We start from the raw sequence: 26154 nt of genomic DNA on the forward strand, positions 1-26154 counted from the left end.
GTCGTTGAGTGGATATTATTAGAAGAATTCAAGATCACCGTGAGCATGAAGAGGAATTGAAGTGGGAAGGGACTTTCAGGGATTATTTAGAGCTGTTAAAAGACAAACCTTATTTGGCTCAATCTGCTCATTCTCGTGTTTATAATATGATTACTGAAGCAGGGGTAGAGGAAGGACCGCATCACAAAAAGTATTCGTTCTTTGATGAAGACATTTATGGCCTGGATGAAGCAATGGAAAGATTAGTAGAAGAATATTTTCACCCGGCGGCACGTCGACTGGATGTTAGAAAACGAATTTTGTTATTAATGGGACCTGTCAGTGGAGGGAAGTCCACACTCGTTAACTTGTTAAAACGGGGATTGGAAAAGTATTCGTATACTGATAAAGGCGCTGTATTTGCTATTAAAGGCTGTCCGATGCATGAAGACCCGCTGCACATGATTCCTCATCATTTAAGAGATGAATTTAGAGAAAAATACGGCATTCGCATAGAGGGCAGTTTATCGCCTCTAAACACGATGAGACTTGAACAGGATTACGGAGGACGTATTGAAGATGTGCTGGTAGAAAGAGTCTTTTTCTCTGAAGATAAACGTACAGGTATTGGCACATTCAGCCCTTCTGATCCCAAATCGCAGGACATTGCTGACCTAACGGGGTCAATTGACTTCTCAACTATCGCACAATTTGGTTCGGAATCGGATCCGCGTGCTTATCGTTTTGACGGAGAGCTGAATAAAGCCAATCGTGGAATTATGGAGTTTCAGGAGATTTTAAAATGTGACGAAAAATTTCTTTGGCACTTACTCAGCTTGACGCAGGAAGGTAATTTTAAAGCGGGCCGTTTTGCTTTGATTTCAGCAGATGAACTTATTATTGCCCATACGAACGAAGCAGAGTACCGCTCTTTCATTGCAAATAAGAAAAACGAAGCGCTGCATTCGCGGATGATCATTATGCCGATTCCATACAACTTAAAAGTGACGGAAGAAGAAAAGATTTATGAAAAAATGATTCTAGATAGTGATATACGCGATGTTCACATTGCCCCTCACACGTTAAGGGTAGCTGCTATGTTCACGGTTCTTACACGTTTAAAAGAGTCTAAAAAGGCTTCAATCGACCTTTTGAAGAAGATGTATCTATACGATGGAGAAGAACTGGAAGGGTTCAGTGAGGTGGACGTTGAGGAACTGCGTAAGGAATTCTCTGATGAAGGTATGACGGGGATTGATCCGCGTTACGTGATTAACCGTATTTCCTCAACTATTATTAAAAAAGAAATGACCTCTATAAATGCCCTTGATGTCCTTCGATCGCTTAAGGATGGGTTAGATAGTCACGCTTCTATATCTAAAGAAGACAAAGAGCGTTACCTGGAGTTTATCTCTCTTGCCAGGAAACAGTATGATGATCTTGCGAAGAAGGAAGTTCAAAAGGCATTTGTTTACTCTTATGAAGAATCTGCGGTTACTCTTATGGATAATTATTTAGATAACGTGGAGGCCTATTGTAATAAGACGAAGCTTCGAGATCCTCTAACAGGGGAAGAGATGAATCCAGATGAAAGACTAATGCGCTCGATTGAAGAGCAAATTGGAGTATCAGAGAATGCGAAGAAAGCGTTCCGTGAAGAGATTCTTATCCGCATCTCTGCTTATGCACGCAAAGGCAAGAAGTTCGATTACCAATCACATGAGCGTCTAAGGGAAGCCATTCAAAAGAAACTGTTTGCAGATTTAAAGGATATCGTGAAAATTACCACATCCACAAAAACGCCGGATGAGCAGCAGCTGAAGAAAATTAATGAAGTCGTTGCCACACTCGTTGATGAACACGGTTATAATTCTACATCTGCCAATGAACTTTTAAAATATGTGGGCAGCCTGCTGAATAGATAAACATGAGATTAGGGACCCTGGACACTGTCCAGGGTCCTCTTATGATATAATGTGCAAAAACACATGGGCAGGTGGAAAAATGGCTAAGGAATACTATGGAATTGTGGATGTCGGTTCGAACTCAGTACGTCTGGTTATCTATTTACGTGAAAAGGGAGGAAGGCTGCGTGAGGTGGAAAACGTTAAGGCAGTAGCAAGATTGAGCTCCTATTTAACAGAAGACGGTACACTTTCAAGGGACGGAATTGATAAGCTTCTTCACACATTGTCAAGCTTTGAAGAAGTCCTGGCTACATATGTATTAGAACAAACAGTCTGCGTAGCGACTGCAGCCATTCGCCAGTCAGTTAATCAAGAAGAAATTGCAGCCGAAGTATCAGAAAAAACCTGCTTTGATATGAGGGTTTTATCTGAAGAAGAAGAAGCATACTATGGTTATTTAGCTGTGGTTAACTCCACCTCCCTTACTGAAGGCGTTACCGTTGATATAGGTGGAGGAAGTACAGAAATTACTTATTTTAAAAATCGAAAGCTTGTTCATTCTCATAGTTTTCCCTTCGGTGCTGTGACATTAAAACAGCGCTTTTTCAAGGATGATCTTCCTACGGAAAAGGAGCTTGCCAGCCTTCGTCAATTCTTAAAGGAAAATTTCCGATCGTTGCCCTGGTTAAACGGCAGGAAAGTACCTTTAATTGGGATCGGTGGCGGGGCGAGGAACGTTGTGCAAGTCGATCAGAATTTAAAAGAATATCCTCTAGCCGGACTGCATCAATATAAAATGTTCGACAGTGACCTGTCTTTTATTAAAAACTACCTGTTCACTCTGCCTATGAAAAAGATGCAGAAGGTGGAAGGACTGTCAAAAGACCGGGCAGATATTATATTGCCGGCCGTTGAAGTTTTTCACACATTATATGAAGAGGTGCAGGCCGAGGGCTTTATTTTAAGCCGGAAAGGGTTAAGAGATGGTGTTTTTTTTGAACAGCTTACTAAAGGGATAGGGACCAGCCTTTTTCCAAGCGTATTAGAAGAAAGTATACAAGAACTTATTAATGATTTTGAGCTGGATGTAAGACACATTCAACATGTGCAGAAATTATCGAAAGAATTATTTTCTGAGTTTCATGCGAAAGGAATTGGTTCTTTAACGAGTGAGGATTGGATAGAACTTAAGCGTGCTGGATATGTGTTTAATCTCGGGCAATATATAGACGACGAAGCAAGTGCGCAGCATACTTTTTATTTATTAGCTAATCGTACAATTGACGGATTGATGCACATTGACCGGCTGAAACTTGCATTGATCGCTTCCTTCACCAACAACACAGTATTTAAGCAGTTTATTCAGCCCTTTAAAAAGTGGTTTTTAAAAGAAGAACGAAAACATATTCGGTTGTTAGGTGCCTTATTAAAGTTCTGCTACAGCCTCGACAGTACGCGGAGAGGAGCTGTGGAAACCCTGAAGGTAGAGGCCGGTCAGGAGAGTATGACAATTACACTGCAATGCAATAAGGACTATATGCCTGAACAATATCAAGGGGAGAAACAAAAGAAACATTTAGAGAAAGCATTAAAACGAAAAATTAATTTAGTGTTTGTCCAGTTGTGAATGGATTGCGTTAATTTCAAGTGTGCATTCCGTTAAGAATTTACTGTCTTAAGGGGAGGGTTTCATGGCGATGGATGAGGTTCGTAAAAATTTAAATGATCCACGTTATTACAATAACCGGGAGTTAAGCTGGCTTGCGTTTAATGAGAGGGTGTTGGAAGAGGCCCAGGTCAGAGAAACACCTTTACTGGAAAGGTTTAAATTTTTAGCGATTTTTTCCTCGAATTTGGATGAATTTTTTATGGTAAGAGTTGCCGGGTTAAAAGATCAAGTAAAAGCCGGGTTTAATAAGCCAGAGAATAAAGCAGGCTTAACCCCAAAGCAGCAGCTACGGGAGATTGCCCGTATAAATCAAAGACTTGTAAAAAGTCAATATGAGACGTACCAGGCCATGAAACCACAATTAGAGTCTGAAGGGATCTCAATCACTGAAATTTCGCTGCTTACTGACGAGCAGTTAAATAAATTAGAACGGTATTTTGACGAAGAAATATTTCCGGTATTAACCCCGATGGCGGTAGATGTTTACCGCCCGTTTCCAAAATTATTAAATAAAAGCATAAATCTCGCTGTTGTCCTAAGGGATATGGTCGATACAAAAGATCAGTCGGAGAAAACAGCGATAGTTCAGGTTCCTTCAGTAATCCCCCGCTTCGTTGAACTTAAACCATCTTCACCAACCCAATATGTACTTTTGGAAGATATTATCAGCCACTTTGTAGAAAAGCTCTTTAAAGGCTATCAAGCCAAATCCATTACCGAATTTAGAATTACTAGAAATGCAGACATGACGATCCATGAAGAGGGCGCCCGCGATCTGTTGAAAGAAATTGAAAAGGAACTCATGAAAAGAAAGTGGGGGGCTGCGGTTCGATTAGAGGTTCGAAAAGGAAAATTAGAAGACCGAATGGTTCACTTTTTGTTAAACTCACTGGAGATTCATGAGGATGATTTATATGTAACAAATGGACCTTTGGATCTCAGTTATTTATTTGATTTTTACAACGAAGTGTCTGAAGTAAGAGAAGACTTGGTATATGAGCAGCTTATCCCCCAGCCTCTGCGCGATATAAAGAATGGAGAAGATTTATTCGAAGCCGCATTAAAGCGTGATATCTTTCTTCATCATCCTTACGAGTCATTTGAGCCCATTGTCGAGTTTTTAGCAGATGCAGCGAAGGATCCGGACGTCCTGGCGATTAAACAGACTCTATACCGTGTCAGTGGAGACTCACCGGTTATAAAAGCGCTGAAAAATGCAGCGGAAAATGGAAAGCAGGTTACAGTCCTTGTCGAGCTTAAAGCTCGGTTTGATGAAGAGAATAATGTGCAGTGGGCAAGGGAATTAGAGAAGGCGGGCTGCCATGTCATCTATGGAATGACATACCTAAAGACTCACAGCAAGATTACGCTTGTTGTAAGAAAAAAGAAAAACACGATCGAGCGTTTCGTCCACTTAGGAACAGGGAACTACAATGATCAAACTGCTAAAATATATACAGATATGGGTATAATCACCACTAATCCAGAGTTTGGAATTGATGCAACTAATTACTTTAATTACTTAAGCGGCTATACTGAGAAGCCGGATTATTATCACATTTCCATGGCTCCTTATGATTTAAGAAATGATTTTATTAAAAAGATTGAGGAAGAAATTCGTTTTCATCATGAAAATGGAAACGGGCGCATTATAGCCAAAATGAATTCACTGTCAGATAAGTCGATCATTAAAAAACTGTATGAAGCTTCTCAAGCAGGTATAATGGTTGACTTGATTGTGCGGGGAATCTGTTGTTTGAAGCCTGGCATTGAAGGGGTGAGTGAGAACATCCGTGTGGTCAGTATTGTCGGGAGGTTCCTGGAACACAGCCGCATCTTTTACTTTCACCACAATGGTCAGGAAAAAGTATACTTATCTTCAGCAGACCTCATGACAAGAAATATGGTGAAGAGGGTCGAATTATTGTTTCCTGTCTATAGAATCGAAATTAAAAGCAGATTAAAAGAAATTCTAGATCTCTTTCTTGCTGATAATGTGAAAGCCAGAGAGCAGGATGAACATGGCTGTTATCACCACGTAATTGCAAACAGAGCCCAAGCTCACGTGAATAGTCAGATGCAGCTGTTTGAATGGGCGTATAATGTTCTGGAAGACGAAGAGTGAAATGATGGGAATAATTTACTGAAAAAAGTGAAATAGACGTACCAATTGGTGCGTCTTTATTGTTATAATGGAGGGGAATTGAGACGTAGAGAAAAAAAGCGATAAATGTTGAATTCTATAACGTTTCAACTCTATAATAGTATGTGTATTTGCAAACGTTTACGTTCCAGCATTAGACAACAACTACTTGGAGGTATTTGACGTGGCTAATCAAGGTGCCAACGAAAGGTTTTGGGAAGAGTTTCACGGTCCGAATATGGGCTATATTGAAGAGCAGTATGAATTATATACAAAAGATCCGGAGTCAGTTGATCCATCGTTAAAAGAACTATTTGATGAGCATGGTGCGCCAGAGTGGATGAGTGCTGCCACTTCGACCGCTGTAAACGGAGCGGCCCAGGCCCCGTCTTTAGATATGGTTAAAGTGACCTCAGCAATCAAACTTGTTGAGGCTATTCGACGTCATGGTCATCTTGACGCTAAGATTTATGCCGTCGGGAGCAATGAGAGACCACCGACAAATATGCTTGAAATTACCCGCTATGGATTAAGCGAGGAGGATTTAAAGAACATACCGGCTGACATCGTATGGCCGAATGCACCTGTAAAACTGGACAATGCACTTCAGGTCGTTCGAACTCTGAAAGAACGATATGCTGGGACTATTTCTTTCGAATATGACCACGTAAGTCATGAGAACGAAAGACAGTGGCTGCAAAAGAGAATTGATTCCACTGAATTTCAAGTGAACCTGGATCAGGAAGAAAAGAAACAATTACTTAAAAGGCTCGCAAACGTAGAAGGCTTCGAGAACTTTCTAGCAAAAACATTTGTAGGCCAGAAGCGGTTTTCCATTGAGGGGCTGGATTCAATGGTTCCGATGCTTGATCACATCGTACAAGCTGCTTCCTCTGATCAAATTTCAAATATTATGATGGGGATGGCTCATAGAGGGCGTTTAAATGTACTAGCGCATGTCTTAGGAAAGCCATACGATCGTATTTTCTCTGAGTTTCATCATTCCCCTGATAAAGAGCTGATTCCATCTGAAGGTTCTACCGGTATCAACTATGGTTGGACAGGAGATGTAAAGTATCATTTCGGTGCTCACCGTGAAATAGGAAACGGAGAGCAGTCGTCTACTCAGGTGACGTTAAGTCATAACCCTTCACATCTTGAATATGTAAATCCTGTAGTACAGGGCTTTACAAGAGCTGCCCAGGATGACCGTACTAAACCAGGTTATTCCCAGCTTGATGATGAGGAAGCGTTTGGCATTCTAATTCATGGAGATGCTGCATTTATAGGAGAAGGCGTAGTGGCGGAATCTTTAAACATGAAAGACCTTCCAGGTTATCGTACAGGCGGTACTATTCATCTAATCGCCAATAACTTAGTTGGTTTTACGACAAACCGTCGAGACGGCCGTTCTACTCGTTATGCCAGTGACTTAGCTAAGGGCTATGAAATTCCTATTGTTCACGTTAACGCTGATGACCCAATAGCCTGCTTATCTGCTATTTCACTTGCTTATGAGTATCGTAAGCAGTTTAAAAAGGATTTCGTTATTGACCTTATTGGATATCGTCGCTACGGTCATAATGAAATGGACGAGCCGCGTTCCACTCAACCTTTACTTTATAAACAAATTGATGAACACCCTACCGTTCCCCATCTATTTGAGAAACAACTTATTGAAGAAGGGATAGTAGAAAAAGGTTCATTAAAGGAAATGTTTAAAAACATTGAGCAGAATCTACGTGAAATATATAACAACATGAAGGAAAATGAAAATAAAGAAGCAGATGTAAAAGATCGTCCAGGCGGGGTGGAGCGACCTCTTGATGAAATAGTCACCGCAATCGACATGGACCGCCTGCGAAAGCTGAATAAGGAGCTTCTAAAGCGTCCGGAAGGCTTTAATGGTTTTAAAAAGCTGGAGAAAATTCTTCAGAAACGCGGAGACATGCTTGAGGAAGGGAAAAAAGTAGATTGGGCGACAGCAGAAGCGTTGGCGTTTGCTTCTATCATCGAAGATGGTAATCCTATCCGCATTACTGGACAGGATACAGAGCGGGGAACTTTTGCTCACCGTCACTTAGTGCTGCATGATATTGAGTCCGATGAAACCTATTGCCCGCTTCACGGTATTGAACAGGCAAAAGCAGCGTTTGACATTTACAATAGTCCTTTGTCTGAAGCTGGTGTACTTGGATTTGAGTATGGTTACAGCGTACAAGCCCCGGAAGCACTGGTTATTTGGGAAGCTCAATTTGGAGACTTTGCTAATGCGGGTCAGGTTATATTTGATCAGTTTGTTGCGGCAGGCCGAGCGAAGTGGGGCGAGAAATCAAACATGGTGTTCCTGCTTCCACACGGATATGAAGGACAAGGGCCGGAGCACTCCAGCGCACGCTTAGAACGTTTCCTGCAGCTGGCCGCAGAAAATAACTGGACTGTTGCTAACGTAACGTCATCTGCTCAATATTTTCACCTGTTAAGACGTCAGGCAGCTATTAACGATCAAGAGGAATCACGTCCACTTGTCCTTATGACGCCTAAAAGCCTGCTAAGAAACCAGCGGGTAGCAGCTGAAGGCAGCAAATTTACTGAACTTAACTTTCAGCCGATCGTGCGTCAGCCTGGTCTGACTAAAGAGACTAAAAAAGAAAAAGAGAAAGTAAAAACTCTTTTACTCGGCAGCGGAAAGATTATGGTTGAAATTGAAGATACGGTAGATAAAATGGAGGATCGTTCATTTGAAACGTTAGATGCTGTTCGCGTAGAACAGATTTATCCTTTCCCTACAAAACTTTTAAAAGAAATTTTATCAGAATATCCAAATTTAGAAGAGCTTGTGTGGGTGCAGGAAGAACCGCAGAATATGGGAAGCTGGTATTTTGTTGAAGGAATCTTGCACCGGATGCTTGAAAAAGGACAGATTCACCGTTATGTAGGAAGACCACACCGAGCATCTCCTTCTGTTGGTGAACCAAATATCCACAAAACAGAGCAAAGAAGAATCATTAATGAAGCGCTACAGTTGTCTAAAGGAGGAAGAAATCATGAAGGAAATTAAGGTCCCTGAATTAGCTGAATCCATTACAGAAGGTACGATTGCCGAGTGGCTTGTAAAGAAAGGTGATCAAGTTGAAAAGGGTGACCCCATCCTTGAACTCGAAACAGATAAAGTAAACGTAGAGGTTAATGCTGATTCCAGTGGAGTTCTCGCAGAAATTCTAAAAAACGAAGGGGATGATGTAGAGGTAGGAGACGTCATCGCTAAAGTAGATGAGAACGGTGAAGCAGGCGGAACACAGGATGATTCTTCTGATGAAGAAGAACAGGAAGCTCCAGCAGAGGAAGAACAACCAAAAGAAGAAGCGAAAGAATCTGCTTCTGAGGATAAGCAGGAAGAGAAGCAAGAAGAACAGCAGAAATCTGCCGGACAAAAAGACTCAAAAAATGATGTGGTCGCTACTCCTGCTGCACGGAAGCGGGCTCGTGAGCTGGGTATCGACTTAAGTGAAATTACAGCAAAAGACCCATTAGGCAGAATACGCCCTGAAGATGTCGAAGCTAAAGCAGGCAGTCAGGAGAGCAAGAAAGAAGAGAAGAAAGAAGCACCTAAGCAGGAGAAGAAACCGAAGGAATCGAGTGAAAAGACAGAGTTTGATAAGCCTGTTGAGAGAATTAAAATGTCACGTCGCCGTCAGACGATTGCAAAGCGCCTGGTTGACGCTCAGCAAAATTCAGCTATGTTAACTACTTTTAACGAAGTGGATATGACCAATGTAATGAAGCTCCGCAGTGAACGTAAAGATGCCTTTCAGAAGAAACATGACGTTAAACTTGGCTTTATGTCCTTCTTCACAAAAGCAGCAGTGGGAGCTTTGAAAGAATTTCCATTGATCAACGCTGAAATTCAAGGCAATGAGATTGTTCAGAAGAAATTTTATGATATTGGTATGGCTGTTTCTACCGATGAAGGGCTCGTAGTCCCTGTCGTCCGTGATGCTGATCGTCTTGATTTTGCAGGAATCGAGAAAGGCATAATGGACATGGCTCAGAAGGCCCGCAACAAAGAGCTTCAGCTTGATGACTTGCAAGGCGGTTCATTTACAATTACAAACGGCGGTATTTTTGGCTCTATGCTTTCGACTCCGATTTTAAACTCCCCACAAGTGGGAATCTTAGGATTGCACAATATTGAGAAACGGGCGAAAGTTATGCCGGATGACACAATTCAGGCTCGTCCTATGATGTACATTGCATTATCCTACGACCACCGAATCGTGGATGGGAAGGAAGCCGTACAGTTTCTCCGCAGAATTAAAGAGATGATTGAAGACCCATATGATTTATTATTAGAAGGATAATTATGATGAACCTCTCCGTAAGAAACGGAGAGGTTTTTTGTTTAAAGGAATGAAACAGGGCCCAGTCTCACCCTCTATCTGGCAGGCATTGTTTAAAGCCGCCTCTTCCGCCATCACGATCATATATTTGTCCTTTGATATGGCCGTTCCTCACAGTGTAAAAAACTGAAAATTCAAATAAAATGCAGTCATATCGTATTTAGCCTCATCCATTGAACTTGTCCTGCATATGATATAGTAATCCACAAAGAGGAGGGGGAATTTAGGATGAATGATAAGAAGAACTTTGTCATTGCTGAAGACGACTGGTCCCTCCATCGAAAAGGCTATGATGACCAAAGGAGACACCAGGAAAAAGTCAAAGATGCAATGAATAAACAGCTGCCTGATTTAATAACTGAGGAAAATATTGTGATGTCTAACGGAAAACGTGTAGTAAAGATCCCTATCCGCTCACTTGATGAATATAAAATCCGATATAATTACGACAAAAATAAGCATGCCGGTCAGGGCGACGGGGATAGTGAAGTAGGGGACGTAGTGGGTCAGTCTCAGGAAGCACAGAAGAAGCCTGGTCAGGGTGAGGGAGCCGGTGATCAAGCCGGTGAAGACTACTATGAAGCAGAAGTATCATTAGCAGAGCTTGAGGAAGCATTCTTTAAAGAGTTAACACTTCCAAATTTAGCAGAAAAAGAAAAAGATACCATTATTCATGAAGATATTGAGTTTACGGATATTCGTAAAACAGGATTGACTGGTAACATTGATAAAAAAAGGACGATGCTTGAAGCGTTTAAGCGTAATGCACTTGGCGGAGACTCGTCGTTTGCCCCTATTTATCCAGAAGACATTCGATTTAAAGCTTGGACAGACCAAGATAAGCCTGAGTCTAAAGCTGTAGTTATTGCCATGATGGATACCAGTGGTTCAATGGGGCAATGGGAGAAGTATATGACAAGAAGCTTTTTCTTTTGGATGAACAGATTTCTTAGTAAAAACTATGAAACCGTAGATGTAGAATTTATCGCTCACCATACGCAGGCTAAGATTGTATCAGAGAACGATTTCTTTTCCAAAGGAGAAAGCGGGGGAACGATTTGTTCCTCAGCTTACCGGAAAGCGCTGGAGCTAATCCAAGATAAATATTCACCAGAGCGTTATAATATTTACCCGTTTCACTTTTCCGATGGCGATAATTTAACCTCTGATAATAAGCGCTGTGTATCGTTGATTCATCAGTTGATGGAAGTTTCACAAATGTTTGGGTATGGGGAAGTCAATCAATATAATCGATCTTCCAGTTTAATGCAGGCCTATAAGTCAATTGGACACCCGAAATTCCGCTATCATATTCTTAGAAAAAAAGCTGATGTATTCTATGCCATGAAACATTTCTTTAATGAAGAGGAGAGCAGTGAGATCGCAGCATTAAGTGAGTGAGCCGGAGGGTAACTCCTCGGCTCTTTTTTTATTTATAAGGGGAAATATTCCTATAATTACTCTTTCCCCTGTTATAATAAGAGATGTGCCCAATTGTATGTGGAAAAAGGAGTTACTATTAATGATCCATGAAATAGTTGAGTCTAACCAGTTTATCATGCTTGTCGCTTTGTTATTGATTATGAGTGTTTTCGTTACTAAATTCTCTTCACGGCTAGGAGTGCCTTCTCTTGTTTTGTTTATAGGAGTGGGGATGCTCGTAGGAAGTGATGGGTTGGACCTTCTTTATTTTGACAATGCGGAAGTTGCTCAAATTGTAGGGATTTTTGCGTTAATTGTTATATTGTTTGAAGGGGGAATGCAGACCAAGTGGAAGTCGATTAAGCAGGTTCTGGCTCCCTCGGTGACACTGGCTACCCTTGGGGTTATTTTAACGAGTGCCGTAGTGGGCGCAGCCGCAAAATACATATTAGGGATCTCATGGGTAGAGGCTTTACTGCTCGGTTCCATAGTTGGTTCTACTGATGCGGCAGCGGTGTTTGCTGTTTTGAAAGGAAAAAATATAAGAAATAAACTTGAAGCTACATTAGAAGCAGAGTCAGGGACGAATGATCCGATGGCTGTTTTTTTGACCATCAGCTTTATACAGGTTCTCACTACAGATGAGACGAACATCTGGGCGATGGCAGGATCCTTTTTTTGGCAGATGGGAGGCGGGTTGGCCGTTGGTCTGCTGATCGGCTATGGAGCGAGCTACGCCTTAAACCGCATTAACCTGGATTCAAGCGGTCTTTATCCGATTTTTGCACTAGGGTTTGCATTCTTAACTTATGGAGCAACTTCTTTAATCCAGGCGAGCGGACTCCTTTCCGTTTATGTCGCCGCAGTACTGATTGGAAACGCGGAACTGGCTTACCGATATTCTATACTCCGTTTCCATGAAGGGTTTGGCTGGATGGCACAAATCCTTATGTTTGTTTTACTCGGATTGTTCGTTTTCCCTTCTGATGTATTTACAGGCGAAGTAATTGCAGACGGTTTACTGATTGCATTAGTTCTCATTTTTGTCGCCAGACCTGCTGCTACGTTTATAAGTTTGATATACTTCAAATTCAATTGGAAGGAAAAGCTGTTCCTTTCCTGGGCAGGACTGAGGGGGGCGGTCCCGATTGTACTTGCTATTTTTCCTTTGTTAACGGATCTGGAGAACAGTCAGTTAATGTTTAACATTGTATTTTTTATTGTGATTGTTTCTACCCTGCTGCAGGGGTCGTCGATCACATGGGTAGCTGAAAAGCTGAAGCTGGTCTCAGATCAGAAAACAAATCCGATTCACTCGCTGGAGCTCATTTCAATGGGGAAAGCGAATGTGGAACTCATGCAGTATGAAGTTAACGATAAAAATTTAATCGTCGGTCAATCTCTTGAGAATATGGAGCTGCCGGACAAAGCATTGATTAATGCGATCATACGTAATGGTGAAGTGATCACACCCTATGGACAAACGACGATCCATGCAGGAGATACGTTGTATATTATGGTCACGAAGCCGGTAAAGAAGGAAGTTAAGTCTTTATTGGAAGCTGAGGATGAAAGAAAAACAGAAGAAAATAGTTCCCACGAAAAAAACCGAGCTTGAAGGTAGCTCGGCTTTTTTCGTAGCAGCTATGATATTAGTGGTCAATCGTTATGATATGAAGAATACACTCATAATTATAGATAAGCTATAGGGATTTGTAAAGGCTTTAATAACAAAACGTGATTTTTTTACTAGAACTTTGGACCTTGCTGACTGCAAATTTCACGGGATAACGTTGTCTCCAAGCGCTTTATCATATACAATTGAAGACACGAAAGAGAGGGGTTGGTAAGGTGAGTAAAAAAATTGGATTTTTGGGCTGTGGCCAAATGGGGCAAGCTATGATTCAAGGAATGATTGATTCAAGGGTCGTGGAACCTGAACAAATCTCAGCTACAGCTTTAACGGATGAGACCATTGATTTTGTAGCTGATGAATATGGAATTTTTATTTCCAACGATAATAAAAAATTAGCAGCTTCAAGTGACATCTTATTTTTAGCTGTTAAACCTTATATATATGAGGGTGTGATCCAGGAGATTAAATCTTCTGTAACGGAAGATACCGTCATCGTTACTGTCGCTGCTGGAATTACACTGGAAAAAGTGAAAAATTCCTTTGATTTTAATGTGAAGGTTATTCGCGCGATGCCGAATACCCCCTCTTTAGTCGGTGCAGGAATGAGCGTTCTCTGTCCAAACGATTTCATCACAGAAGAAGAACTATCCAGCGTCAAGGAACTCTTTGAGAGCTTTGGGGAATCTGAAGTGGTTGGAGAACATCTGATGGATACGGTTACTGCTGTAAGCGGTTCATCTCCTGCTTACGTGTACATGTTTATTGAAGCGATGGCTGATGCAGCTGTCCAACAAGGACTCCCAAGAGAAAAAGCGTATAAGATGGCAGCCCAATCTGTTCAAGGAGCAGCAAAAATGGTTCTGGAAACAGGAATCCATCCAGGAGAGTTGAAAGATACGGTTTGTACACCAGGAGGTACGACGATCGAAGCGGTTAATATGCTTGAACAAACAGGCCTGAGAAGTTCGGTCATCCAGGCAATGAATGCTTGCACACTCAGAGCCAAAGAATTATCAAATGGCGGAAAGTAAAGTGTTCAGTTGGGACAAAACTGAATAAAGCATATAATAATCCGAACAATTCTATTGAATTCAGTTCGGATTATTAAGTGCCAAGAAAAGGATTTGGACCATCGCTCCGTCAAAATCCTTCGCACTTCCGTACGCACGGCCTCAGTTTCCTCAATGAGCTGAGTTTATACGGTTCAAGTTTTATTGTTCGTATTTTGCTGCCATTGCTTTACCTATATTTCAGCCTCTTTGTCTGAGGTGAAACGAAAAACGCTGCATATTCGTATAAGGAGTGTCGGGAATGGGGGAATGTATATGAAGGAACCAACTCAAAGAATATCAATTCGGGCGTTAACCTTATGGAGACTTTACGGAATTATTCAAGCTGGAATAGTTGCCTTGCTGGTAATGGGTACAGGGGTGCTTACATATTTATTTGATTGGCCGATGTGGCCGATCCTCTCTATAAGCATTGTATTAGCGCTGATTATTATCTTAAATATTGGGATTATTCCAAGTGTGCGCTGGAAGCGATGGAGGTATGATGTGCGTGATCAGGAAATTGAATTACAGTACGGGCTTTTTATAATAACAAGAACACTTATCCCAATGGTGCGAGTTCAGCATGTTGATACCGAGCAGGGACCACTGTTGAGAAAATACAGACTGGCTACGATTAGCATTTCTACAGCAGCTACCACCCATAAAGTACCAGCTCTGGATGAAAGAGAGGCCGAAGAACTAAGGCATTCCATTTCTTCGTTGGCAAGGGTGGCTGAAGATGATGTTTGAACCGCAACGACTCCATCCAATTTCTGCACTTATAAATTTTATTAAAGGGTTAAAGGATGCTATTCTTCCTCTTGCAGCTGTTCTGTTTTTAAATAGTAACCGGGGAGACGGATGGCTTGGTCTTCTGCCTTTTCTGATATCTGGTTTAATGCTTGTGATCATTCTGGCTGGAGGGATAATCAAGTGGCTGCGATTTACGTACTGGCTGGAAGAAGGAGAGCTTCGAATGGAGCACGGTCTGGTCGTAAAAAAGAAAAGATACATCCCTATAGATCGCATTCAGAGTCTCGATTTTTCAGAAGGTATTTTTCATCGTCCGTTTCAGTTGGTGAAAGTAACTGTAGAGACGGCAGGATCTTCGAATGCGATGGAAGCTGAAGCGGAGCTGACAGCGATACGCAAGGAAGAAGCGAAGATGCTGGAGGAGCATATTAACGAACTCAAAAAAAGCAGTCAGGAAGTTAAAGAGGAAGAAGGAGAAACAAGTCGCCAGTTAGTTTATAAAATGGGGATGAAAGACATTTTAGTGATGGCTTTAACTTCAGGAGGAGCGGGGGTAGTTATTTCCGGGGTGCTGGTTTTCCTCTCACAAGGAATGGAATTTCTACCTGTAGATGCTATTTATGATGAAGTGATTGATTGGCTGCAATTCAGCTTCTTATTTATAGCTGGAGTGGTGCTTCTTGTTTTAATCGTTGCTTATGGGATCTCCGTCTTACTTACGATCCTTAGATACAGTCAATTCTCCGTCTTCCTTGAAGGAGGAGACATTATTATGACGAGAGGACTGTTAGAGAAGAAACAAGTTACCATTCCCCTTAATCGGATTCAGGGCATTCGGGTCGACGAGAATTTAATTCGGGAGCCATTGGGCTATGCTTCTGTCACTATCATTAGTGCTGGTGGTTCTCAAAGTAACGATTCCGATCATTCACTCCGGGTTCTCCCGCTTATTAAACGAAAGAACATAGAAGAGGTGCTTCATAGTATACTAGAGGACTATCAATTAAATCTTCCTGTTCAACGACCGCCACAGCGTTCCTTGTTACGATACATTGCCAGGTTTGTGTGGCTGCCGGTTATTGCCGCAACCGTTCTTAGTATTCTTTTTTATCCCTTTGGAATGCTGGCCCTGATATCCGTGCCGGTCTTCATGTGGCTTGGCTATCTTTCCTTTAAGCATGCGGGCTGGAATATTGAGAATAATCAACTTACATTAATTCGTCGCTTTCTCGTAAAGCAGACATATATTATGAAAAAATTTCGGGTACAGGCCCTGTATTCAGATCAATCGCTGTTCCAAAGAAGAGCCAAATTGGCTACGATTGGGGCCACTTTGAAGTCAGGCATCGGTGGAGAGAGGGCGCAAGTATGGTATTTAGAAGAAAAAGATACTCATCACTTGTTGAAGTGGTACAGCTATGAACAGTAAAAAAGCGTTGATTTCTTTTATATAAAGGAAATCAACGCTTTCTTTTTGTGAAAGACGAACAATTTTAATGTTTTTATTGAAATTTGTTCGTAAAACAAATATTATATTATTTGTTGGTTTATTTCATTCGGAAAGTAAGGTGTTTGTGATGTTTAAAATGTTTCGCTTACAAGAAAATCAAACAAATGTACGAACAGAAATATTAGCAGGCGTGACGACTTTTTTAACGATGGTGTATATTGTTGTCGTCAACCCGGCTATTTTATCTGAAGCAGGTCTGCCTTTTGAGCAAGTATTTATGGCTACTGTTCTGGCAGCAATTATAGGAACGTTAATTATGGCGCTGGCTGCGAATTATCCGATCGCAATTGCACCGGGGATGGGTATGAATGCTTATTTTGTTACAGAAGTCGTTCAGCAGGATGTGAGTTATTCAGTAATTCTTGGAACGGTGTTTCTTGCTGGTGTTCTATTTGTCCTTTTGAGTTTAACGAGCCTGCGGGAAGTTCTGATAACGGCTATACCTGCTTCGCTGAAATATGGAATTACTTCGGGGATCGGCCTGTTTATTGCATTTTTAGGTTTAAGAATGTCGGGGATCATAGTTGCAAATGAATCAACTCTTGTAACTCTTGGGGATTTAGCTGCTCCAGGCACTTTCTTAACGATTATTGGGCTGTTTATTACGCTCGGTTTAATTGCTAAAAGGGTTACAGGTGCGTTGTTTATAGGTATGATCGTAACAGCAGTAATCGGTATGTTTACCGGGCAGTTGTCTTTTACTGATGGATACGTCTCCACGCCTCCGTCTCCTGTTTTCTGGGACATTGATCTGGCAGGTGTGTTTACTAATGGTTTGTATACTGTTATTTTTGCGTTCTTGCTTGTAACCATTTTTGATACTACTGGAACAATGATTGGTGTAGCAGAGCAGGCAGGGTTTATTCGGAAGGATGGCAGCCTTCCCCGCGCCCGGGCGGCTTTAATGGCTGATGCTACAGCAACTACTGCTGGAGCTATGTTTGGGACCAGCCCATCTTCAGCCTATATTGAATCCTCTTCCGGCGTAGCAGCGGGTGGAAGGACTGGTTTAACGACGGTGGTCGTAGCCGTATTATTCCTATTATCGATCTTCTTTTCTCCACTTGTCGGAGCTGTTTCCAATTTACCTGCCATCACGGCTCCCGTTCTTATTATTGTCGGGTGCTTTATGATGGAGGGACTGGCTAAAGTAGATTGGAAAGCGTTTGATGAAGCGTTCCCTGCTTTTATCATTATTCTTACGATGCCTTTAACATCCAGTATTGCTACAGGAATTGCGATTGGTTTTATTACTTATCCACTGCTTAAACTGTTCAGCGGGAAAGGCAAAGACGTTCACTGGATTCTATATATGTTCGGTGCAATCTTTATTGTTCAGATGATTTTCTTCCCTGGTCATTAATGTTCTAAAACCCACTGCATAACAGCGGTGGGTATTTTTGTTGTTTAAGGAATGAATAGGATAACTATGAGTTGGAATGCTAAGAGCAGGTGATGACTATGGGATTTTTTAAAGATTTCCTTCAAAAACAACAAAGGACAGACAGAAGGATTGCAGATGAGAGTGCCGAACCACAGGAACCGAGTACTCGCAGTCTATCAGATAATATCAATTATATATTAACTGCTTTTAAGCGAACTGAAGATTTAAAAGTCCGGATCTTAAAAAAAGGGGAAGCAGCTCTTCTCTATTTCGAATCTTTAGTAGATCAGGAAAAAGTCCAGTTGAGCATATTCAATCCGGTAGAAATAGGTAAGGTGGACTCCATTCATGCCATTCCAAATGCCAAGGAGTCCACCAATTTAGAAGAGGCTATTAAAAGCTTGTTAAGAGGGCATGCCGTTTATTTAGAAGAAGGCAGCCGGCAGATTTCCTTATTTAATGTCACATCAGTTTTTAATCGAAGTGTTGAAGAACCGGCGAATGAAAAAGTTGTTCGAGGGTCTCATGACGGATTTGTAGAAAATATTATGATTAATATTAATCTCTTGAGAAAACGAATTGAACACCGCGATTTAAAAGTCAAGTTATATAAGGTTGGAAAGAAAACAAATACTAATGTTGCTATCATCTATATGGAAGGACTTGCCGATCCTGAAATAGTGTTAAACATGCAGAAACGAGTCGAAACAATTGATTCAGAAATGATACAAAGTCCGGGGTATGTGGAAGAATTTATTGAAGATAGTCCATGGTCACCTTTTCCCCAAATGTTAAATACCGAGCGTCCTGACCGGGTTGTTGCTAATTTAATGGAAGGCAGGATAGCTTTATTTACAGAGGGCAGCCCGACATGCTTAGTGGCACCCGCAACGTTTTTTATGTTTTATCAGGCGCCGGACGATTATAACACCAGGTGGTACACGGGCACGTTCATCCGCCTTATCCGGTTGGCTAGTTTTATTATTGCGATTGGACTGCCGGCTTTTTATATCGCAGTCGTCAGCTTTCACTTTGAAGTTATCCCTGATGATCTCATAACCCCGGTGAAAGCTTCGATTAACGAAATTGCTTATCCACCTGTTGTAGAGGCGTTAGTAATGGTTGTGATTATAGAATTAATTCGGGAAGCGGGGATACGATTGCCTTCTCCAGTAGGGCAGACCATTGGTATTGTGGGTGGTCTTGTTATTGGGGATGCAGTAGTTAGGGCAGGATTAATTTCTAATATTATGGTTATTGTCATTGCTTTAACTGCCATAGCCTCATTCGTCGTCCCATCAAACGAATTAAGTACCTCCCTCAGACTTCTCACTTTTCCATTAATTTGTTTATCAGCGACCTTGGGATTTGTCGGCTTAATCTTCGGCTTTCTATTAATCACCGTGCATTTGACAAAACTAGAGTCTTACGGTGTCCCTTATTTTGCGCCGGTTGCTCCTTTACGTTTAACAGATTTAAAAGATACCTTTGTTCGATTTCCGATTTTTATGATGAAGAAGCGACCTAAAGATGCGCATCCAATGGATTACAAAGCGATGGGAGAGTCAAGGGAGTGGAAAAAGAATGAGCAGTCAAAAAAATCTTAAGTTATCCAGACGCCAATACTTTTTCCTGATCATCCAATCGCAAATCGGTGTAGGTATTATTGCATTACCATTTGACTTACATTCCGCTGCAAAGCAGGATGGCTGGATATCCTTACTTATGGCTGGAATGCTGATTACAGTTTTAATGTTTTTCTTATGGCTGCTTGCAAAGAAGTATCCTGATAAGGATTACTTCCAAATTCAGGAGTACGTGCTGTCGAGGTGGGGAGGGAAAGCTTTTTCTGTTCTATATATCGGATACTTTGCGTGTGTGGGTATTTTAATTCTGCTTCTGTACAGTCGTATGATAAGTTTATGGGTTCTGCCTAATACGCCTTATTGGATTCTTTCCCTGATGATGGTTGCGATCTGTATATACATCGTATGCGGAGATATAATAATCATGGGCAGGCTTTACACAATGTTTTCCGGATTTCTAATTTTTATGGTCGGATTAATTCTTTATTCCGGGAAGGACAGCAAGTTGATATATTTATTTCCAATAGCAGCTGATGGATGGGGAGGAATATTTGCAGGAATCGATAAAGGAATTATTTCGTTTCTAGGATTTATTTTAGCTCTGGTGGTCTATTCAGTAGTGGATGGTAATTCTAAAGATAAACTAAAAACCATTATTTACGCTCAATTAACGGTATTGTTTTTTTATCTGTCGATCGTATTTGTCACTTTTACATTTTTCAGCACAAAAGAGATTGCTTTAGTGTCAGAGCCGGTGCTCTATATGCTTAAATCTTACCAGTTCCCTATCGTAGCCAGGATTGATTTATTCTTTATCTCAATGTGGATGATTTTTGTGACAACTTCATTATCTACATATTTGTATATGGCCGGTTTAGGGACAAGAAGAGTGCTTCAAAAGAAAAACAATCCGTTTATTATATTACTTGTGGGTGCTCTTTTCTACCTCCTATCGTTGTTTATTGGGTTTGATATAGCAAAGCTGGAGAAGTTTAGTAATTTCGTGGTTAAAGGTGGATACATTTTTTCCATGGGGCTCCCTTTACTTATTTTATTTATCAGCTTGTTTAGGAAAAGTCCAAAAAAGGAGAACGCAGTATGAAGAAATTATGGATTATCCTAATAATTTCTATGCTCGTGTTAACCGGCTGCTGGGATCAGCGGCAATTTAAAAATGTAAAGCTTGCTTTATCTATTGGACTGGATGAAGGGGAAAACGGGGCATTAAATGAAACCGTTTCGATCCCAACAGTAAGAGGAGGCGGTGAAGGCAATATTGAGGAAAGGATTGAAATTTTATCGAGTGATGCTCGTACAGTTCTCGATGCACGGAATCAAATTGACCGCATGATTTCTCATTCCTTTAATCCGTCAAAAATGGAAGTGCTTTTGGTTGGGGAAGAATTGGCACATAAAGATATCTATCCGCTTCTGGATAATTTTTATCGTAATCCAAATAGTAATTTAAATACCCATTTAGCCATAGCTGAAGGCACTGCAAGAGAAGTTATTGAGTTTAAGAATACTGGAGAAATAAGAATTAGTGAATATTTAAAAGGAATACTTGAAGGGGCGGAAGCTGCTTCACGCACAACCGGTGAGAATTTACAGATGATCTGTGCTGAATTAGTTGAAGAGGGAGAAGATTTCACTCTGCCCATTATTGCACGTGATGACGAAGAAGATACCCTTAAGTTTAATGGGCTTGGGTTGATGGATGGTAAACGTTATACAGGAGAGAAAATATCAGCTGAACAAGCTCCATTATTAATGCTTATGACAGGAAGAAAAGGTAGAACAGCTCAGTTGACTAAAAAAGTAAACGAGGGTCAAGAAGAACCGATTCTCGATTACATTACTGTCGAAGTAATGAAATTTAAAAATGATTTAAAAATTAACCCTGGTAAAAATGAGGTAAAAGTGGATTTAACGCTTGATTTAGATGTCCGCGTAATGGAGTATCCCCACGATCATCTAGTTTCTGATAAAATGATCAAGGATTTAAACAAAAAATTAACAGAAATATTAACTGCAGAAGCAGAAGAAATTATATCAATTACACAGGAAGCTAATAGTGACGTTTTCTCTATTGGCCGCCGGATTCACGCTTATCACCCTAAAGAATGGGAGAGCCTGGATCCAAAGAAGATGTATCAAGACATCCAGTTTAACCCGGAAGTAAACGTTAAGATTCAACAACACGGGATCGTAAACTAAAAAATTTTATATTAATTGAAACCTTTTATATGGTCTCGTCGTCTAAATTATAGAAGCGCTTTAAAGCACTGGTGAATGATTCATCTTTCGCTCTATTGCCTTCTATGAGAAAGCTGGCGCCCAAGCTGCGGGCTGCATTTTTCAAACGATATACCTCCCCTTAGGTATAGCACCCTTCGACTGACCACCGAAGGGTGCGTTTTAGTGTGTAAAGAATTATCAGCTTCCGATACGCTGTCTAAGATCGCCATCACGATCTAAAGTCTATTTTAATTTAGGAAAAATTTCACCGTTATTATAATGCGCTTACTTGCTTATGTAGCAAGGTTTTTGGGAGTATCGGTCTGAATTAGTCAATTTGTATCAATCTGTGATTTTAATAAATTGTATTGCAAGACGTCTGACAACCTGTTAAAATCCTATTAGAAACAGGGAATGAAAGCATTTTCATTTGGTTGTTTGCAGACGACTTCTAAAACTTTTTGAGGAGGAAATAAAGCGTGGATATTTTATTAGGTATCTTGGCGATTGGTGTTATTCTCGGTATCGCTTTTTTAATGTCTAATGATAGAAAAAACATCAACTATTTTGGTATCGGTGTTATGTTGCTGGCACAGGTTGTTACGACATTTATCATGTTTAAAACTGAAATAGGGCGGATTATCATTGAAGGGATCTCCTGGGGATTTGAAAAACTTATTGAATTTGGATCCGAGGGTGTAAGCTTCGTTCTTGGTGGTTTTGTTCTTGAAGATGGGGCCACAGTGTTCTTCTTCAATGTACTGCTTCTCATTATTTTCTTTGCTACGATCTTATCAGTTCTTACTTACTTGAAGATTCTTCCGTTTATAATTAAATATCTTGGACAGGCTCTGTCATATATTACTCGTCTGCCTAAAGTTGAATCATTTAACGCGGTAAACAGTATCTTTTTTGGACAGTCCGAAGCGATTATTGCTATTAAATCTCAGTTTAAGCAATTGAGTGATAACCGTTTATACATCGTTAGTGCTTCAGCAATGGGTTCAGTATCAGCATCAATTGTAGGGGCTTATATTGGAATACTCCCGGCTGATTATGTATTGGTTGCCTTGCCGTTAAACATGTTTAGTGCTCTGATTGTGGCTTCCTTAATTGCACCTGTACGTGTACCAAAAGAAGAAGACCATGTTGATGTTCATGATGTATCTAATTCCAAGAGCTTTTTCGAAGCGATGGGGAACGGTGCATTAGATGGTGGGAAAATTGCCCTGATTGTTGCAGCTATGCTGATCGCGTTTATTGCATCGCTTGAGCTGGTAAATGCTATGTTCGCCGGTCTTTTCGGCGGGTTGACTCTTCAAGAGGCCTTAGGATATGTTATTTCCCCTATCGGTATTCTAATGGGAATTCCAACCGCTGAAGTTATCGATGCAGGTTCCATTATGGGTACAAAGATTGTGACTAACGAATTCGTTGCCATGCTTGAATTCCAGGGAATGGTGGATGCCGTTTCAGAAAAAACAGTAGGAATAGTTACCGTGTTCTTGACCAGTTTTGCCAACTTCTCCTCCATCGGTATCATTGCGGGTACCGTCCAGGGAATTGATGCAGACAAAGGAGCACGCGTATCAGGATTTGGTATGAAGCTGTTGATCGGTGCTACGCTTGGTTCTATGCTGTCCGCGACAATGGCCGGACTATTTCTGTAAAATAACCAAACACTAAGAAACGCTTGAAGAGACTCATCTCTTCAGGCGTTTTTTATAGCTGATTAAAGGACACTCTTGAATTACTTTGCAGTTTTGTATCTTGACACCCTTAAATGCTTTTTTAGTTTATTTAAATTACTGACTTTCTTCACTATTAAAAATGTTTGTATAGTTTACGGAGTAAAATTTTCATTCAAACATTTTTTGTGTGTCTGCTTTTTTTGCTGAAGATGTAGCATTCTAAATAATAAGGCAACCGCTCCGGCAGTTAACCCTATAATTAAACTCATCCAGTAACCAAAAGGACCTAGTGGGGTGAAATTAGCCATAAGATAGCCGCTTGGAAGCCCGATTACCCAATAAGAAATAAAAGCCATCATGAGGGTAATATTGACGTCTTTATAACCTCTTAGTATTCCCTGGAGAGGAGCTCCGAATCCATCTGAGAGTTGAAAGAAGATGGCATAAAAAATGAATGCTTTCGTCAACTCGATGACTTCTTCATTCGAACTGTATAATCGTGCTACCTCATCATCAAGCAGGTACAAGATAAGACCGGCTACTACAGACGTACCAACCGCCAGAGATATACCTAGATAGGAGTAGGTCCGAGCTGCTTTATATCGACCCGCCCCCACTTCATAACCTACAGCTATAGTAAGGGCAAAAGAAATACTAAGGGGCATCATATACACTAAAGATGCAAAATTAATTGCGGCCTGATGAGCTGCTATCGTATATGTATCGTACACCGTCATAAAAAAAGTCACAGCTGCGAATATACTGGTTTCAAAGAAAATAGCAAACCCAATCGGAATGCCGATCCGTAACTGCTCAGTCCAGCTTTTTAATGAAGGGGCAGACCAATTAGCAAAGATCCCGTAAATTCGTAAAAGGTGAACCCTGTGAATGATTAGCACTATAATAAAGCATGCCACCCAATAAGTAAGGGCTGAAGCCAGTCCGGCTCCAATACCGCCCAGAGCTGGAGCTCCCCACTTTCCGAATATAAGCATATAATTAAATACTATATTTGTTGGAAGTGTTAGTAATATAACCCCCATGGAGATTTTAGTCTGACCCAGGGCGTCAATGAATGAGCGTAAAAGGTTAAACACAAATAACGGAATGATTCCAAAACCTAATGTAATTAGGTAATATTTAGCTACATGACGGACTTCTGCTTCTATCGTAAATAAAGAAAGAATTGGATCCAACACCCAAAATCCAACGCAGCCGATAAAAAGGGCGGCAGCTATCGATAAGTAAATCCCTTGTTTTACAGAGGAGGAAATTTCTTTTTCCTGCTTTGCCCCTTTTAATTGAGCAACAATAGGGGAAATGGCCATCATTATGCCATTTAGGCCTGTGAAAACAGGCAGCCATATGTTCGAACCAATAGCCACACCTGCTAATTCATAGGGGCCCGCCTGCCCTGCCATAATCGTATCGAAGAAATTCATTAAATACATTCCGATTTGAGTGATTAAAATCGGAATTAAGATGGTGAGCAGCAGCTTAATTTTTTCTTGTAATGTTCTTGTTTCGTACATAAAAAGGCTCCTTTTTGATACAATTCCTGTAGCAGGATATGGAGTGAGAAAAAAGGGTCTTAGATCAGAGTGTTAAGAAAGGAAGTTGGAGATTTTGAGTCAAAAACGTATTTTATTTACCGGCGGCGGGACGGCCGGGCACGTAATTGTCAACCTCGCCCTTATCCCTGAATTCCAAAAACAGGGCTATGAAATAGATTATATTGGTTCCTATGAAGGGATTGAAAGGAATTTGATCGAGCCCCTTGATGGAGTCACCTATTACGGGATTTCTACAGGGAAGTTGAGGCGGTATATGTCTAAAGAAAACTTTAAAGATCCTTTTAAAGTCATGAAGGGTCTATATCAATCCCTTCGTATTATACGAAAAAGGAAGCCGCAGGTGGTTTTCTCTAAGGGGGGATTCGTTTCAGTTCCAGTTGTCGCTGCTGCAAAGCTGAAAAAGGTGCCGGCGATCATTCATGAATCTGATTATACTCCTGGGCTCGCTAATAAACTATCCTTTCCGTTCGCGGAGAAGGTACTGGCGACATTTCCAGAGACTATGAAGTATCTGCCAGAAGCCAAAGGAACATATATAGGCGCGGTGGTCCGGGAAGAGCTTTTTGAAGGCGATCGGGATGAAGGTTTACGCTTTTGCGGCTTCTCTAGTACTAAACCAGTCATCTTAGTTATGGGAGGAAGTACAGGATCAAAGAAAATTAATGATGCAATAAGGGGAAATCTGGATGCTTTGCTGAAAGATTTACAGATTGTCCACCTATGTGGGAAAGGTCATATTGATGAATCCATAGAACGTGAGGGCTACACCCAATTTGAATATGTGAATGAAGAATTAAAAGATTTATTTGCCGCATGTGACTATATCATTTCAAGAGCTGGATCCAATGCGATTTTTGAATTTCTGGCTTTACGGAAACCAATGCTCCTGATTCCTTTATCCCGTCAGGCAAGCCGGGGCGATCAAATACTAAATGCAGATTCCTTCGTTAAACAAGGTTATGCAGTAAAGCTCGAGGAAGAAGAGCTAAACTCAGAAACACTGCTTCAGAAAGTAAATCAGTTAAGGGAAGAAAAAACGCATTTATTAGAAAACATGAGAGCATATGAAAACCGGAAAACAAAACAGCAAGTGATTGATATTATTCAACAGGCTGAAAAATAAAAAAGCAGCTGCTGCAAATTTTTTGCATGCGGCTGCTTTTTTGCGGACCTATGTTAAAGTTTAGGCAATATAACAATGAAATTTTAC

At 40.9% G+C, this 26154-nt stretch carries 17 protein-coding genes; 16 read left to right on the forward strand and 1 reads right to left on the reverse strand.

Annotated features, from left to right (window positions below; translation table 11 throughout):
* The first annotated feature begins 8 nt into the window (after positions 1–8).
* From C1A12_RS07830 to C1A12_RS07900, 15 genes are all read left to right on the forward strand, one after another.
* The gene (locus C1A12_RS07830) at positions 9–1904 is read left to right on the forward strand and encodes a PrkA family serine protein kinase (RefSeq protein ID WP_101843328.1); all 1896 of its coding nucleotides are present in this window, start codon (positions 9–11) and stop codon (positions 1902–1904) included.
* A gap of 79 nt (positions 1905–1983) precedes the next feature.
* Entirely contained in the window at positions 1984–3513 is a 1530-nt protein-coding gene (locus C1A12_RS07835) for a Ppx/GppA family phosphatase (protein WP_101843329.1), read from the forward strand.
* 64 nt (positions 3514–3577) lie between these two features.
* Positions 3578–5680, forward strand: a complete 2103-nt coding sequence (locus tag C1A12_RS07840) for an RNA degradosome polyphosphate kinase (RefSeq protein ID WP_101843330.1) — start codon at positions 3578–3580, stop codon at positions 5678–5680.
* A gap of 256 nt (positions 5681–5936) precedes the next feature.
* Positions 5937–8759 (forward strand): 2-oxoglutarate dehydrogenase E1 component, encoded by a 2823-nt coding sequence (locus tag C1A12_RS07845; RefSeq protein WP_235001605.1) that lies wholly within the window; start codon positions 5937–5939, stop codon positions 8757–8759.
* Positions 8746–10059 carry a 2-oxoglutarate dehydrogenase complex dihydrolipoyllysine-residue succinyltransferase gene (gene odhB / locus C1A12_RS07850; protein WP_101843332.1) on the forward strand — a complete coding sequence of 438 codons (1314 nt, stop codon included), beginning with the start codon at positions 8746–8748 and terminating at the stop codon, positions 10057–10059. Before C1A12_RS07845 ends, odhB begins: the two co-directional genes overlap by 14 nt.
* 267 nt (positions 10060–10326) lie before the next feature.
* Positions 10327–11499: a sporulation protein YhbH gene (gene yhbH / locus C1A12_RS07855; RefSeq protein ID WP_101843333.1), complete on the forward strand. Its 1173-nt coding sequence runs from the start codon at positions 10327–10329 to the stop codon at positions 11497–11499.
* 121 nt (positions 11500–11620) lie between these two features.
* Positions 11621–13138: a potassium/proton antiporter gene (locus C1A12_RS07860; protein WP_101843334.1), complete on the forward strand. Its 1518-nt coding sequence runs from the start codon at positions 11621–11623 to the stop codon at positions 13136–13138.
* A 233-nt stretch (positions 13139–13371) separates the two neighbouring features.
* Positions 13372–14187: a pyrroline-5-carboxylate reductase gene (proC, locus tag C1A12_RS07865; protein WP_101843335.1), complete on the forward strand. Its 816-nt coding sequence runs from the start codon at positions 13372–13374 to the stop codon at positions 14185–14187.
* A 288-nt stretch (positions 14188–14475) separates the two neighbouring features.
* Positions 14476–14958, forward strand: a complete 483-nt coding sequence (locus tag C1A12_RS07870; RefSeq protein ID WP_101843336.1) for a PH domain-containing protein — start codon at positions 14476–14478, stop codon at positions 14956–14958.
* Complete coding sequence (locus C1A12_RS07875; RefSeq protein WP_101843337.1) at positions 14948–16390, forward strand: PH domain-containing protein; 1443 nt, start codon at positions 14948–14950, stop codon at positions 16388–16390. Before C1A12_RS07870 ends, C1A12_RS07875 begins: the two co-directional genes overlap by 11 nt.
* A gap of 148 nt (positions 16391–16538) precedes the next feature.
* The gene (locus C1A12_RS07880; RefSeq protein WP_304441621.1) at positions 16539–17834 is read left to right on the forward strand and encodes an NCS2 family permease; all 1296 of its coding nucleotides are present in this window, start codon (positions 16539–16541) and stop codon (positions 17832–17834) included.
* 98 nt (positions 17835–17932) lie between these two features.
* The gene (locus C1A12_RS07885) at positions 17933–19462 is read left to right on the forward strand and encodes a spore germination protein (RefSeq protein ID WP_101843338.1); all 1530 of its coding nucleotides are present in this window, start codon (positions 17933–17935) and stop codon (positions 19460–19462) included.
* Positions 19440–20543: a GerAB/ArcD/ProY family transporter gene (locus tag C1A12_RS07890; RefSeq protein WP_159462165.1), complete on the forward strand. Its 1104-nt coding sequence runs from the start codon at positions 19440–19442 to the stop codon at positions 20541–20543. The genes C1A12_RS07885 and C1A12_RS07890 overlap by 23 nt, the downstream gene beginning before the upstream one ends.
* Entirely contained in the window at positions 20540–21658 is a 1119-nt protein-coding gene (locus C1A12_RS07895) for a Ger(x)C family spore germination protein (RefSeq protein WP_101843340.1), read from the forward strand. The genes C1A12_RS07890 and C1A12_RS07895 overlap by 4 nt, the downstream gene beginning before the upstream one ends.
* A 500-nt stretch (positions 21659–22158) precedes the next feature.
* Positions 22159–23349 (forward strand): NupC/NupG family nucleoside CNT transporter, encoded by a 1191-nt coding sequence (locus C1A12_RS07900; RefSeq protein ID WP_101843341.1) that lies wholly within the window; start codon positions 22159–22161, stop codon positions 23347–23349.
* 173 nt (positions 23350–23522) lie between these two features.
* Here C1A12_RS07900 and C1A12_RS07905 read toward each other — a convergent pair whose 3' ends face one another.
* Entirely contained in the window at positions 23523–24902 is a 1380-nt protein-coding gene (locus C1A12_RS07905; RefSeq protein WP_101843342.1) for an MATE family efflux transporter, read from the reverse strand.
* A gap of 94 nt (positions 24903–24996) precedes the next feature.
* Between C1A12_RS07905 and C1A12_RS07910 the strand changes: the two genes are divergently transcribed.
* Positions 24997–26067, forward strand: a complete 1071-nt coding sequence (locus tag C1A12_RS07910; protein ID WP_101843343.1) for an undecaprenyldiphospho-muramoylpentapeptide beta-N-acetylglucosaminyltransferase — start codon at positions 24997–24999, stop codon at positions 26065–26067.
* Positions 26068–26154: the final 87 nt, after the last annotated feature.

It is taken from the genome of Halobacillus sp. Marseille-P3879 (genome assembly GCF_900240285.1).
Taxonomy (GTDB): Bacteria; Bacillota; Bacilli; order Bacillales; family Halobacillaceae; genus Halobacillus_A.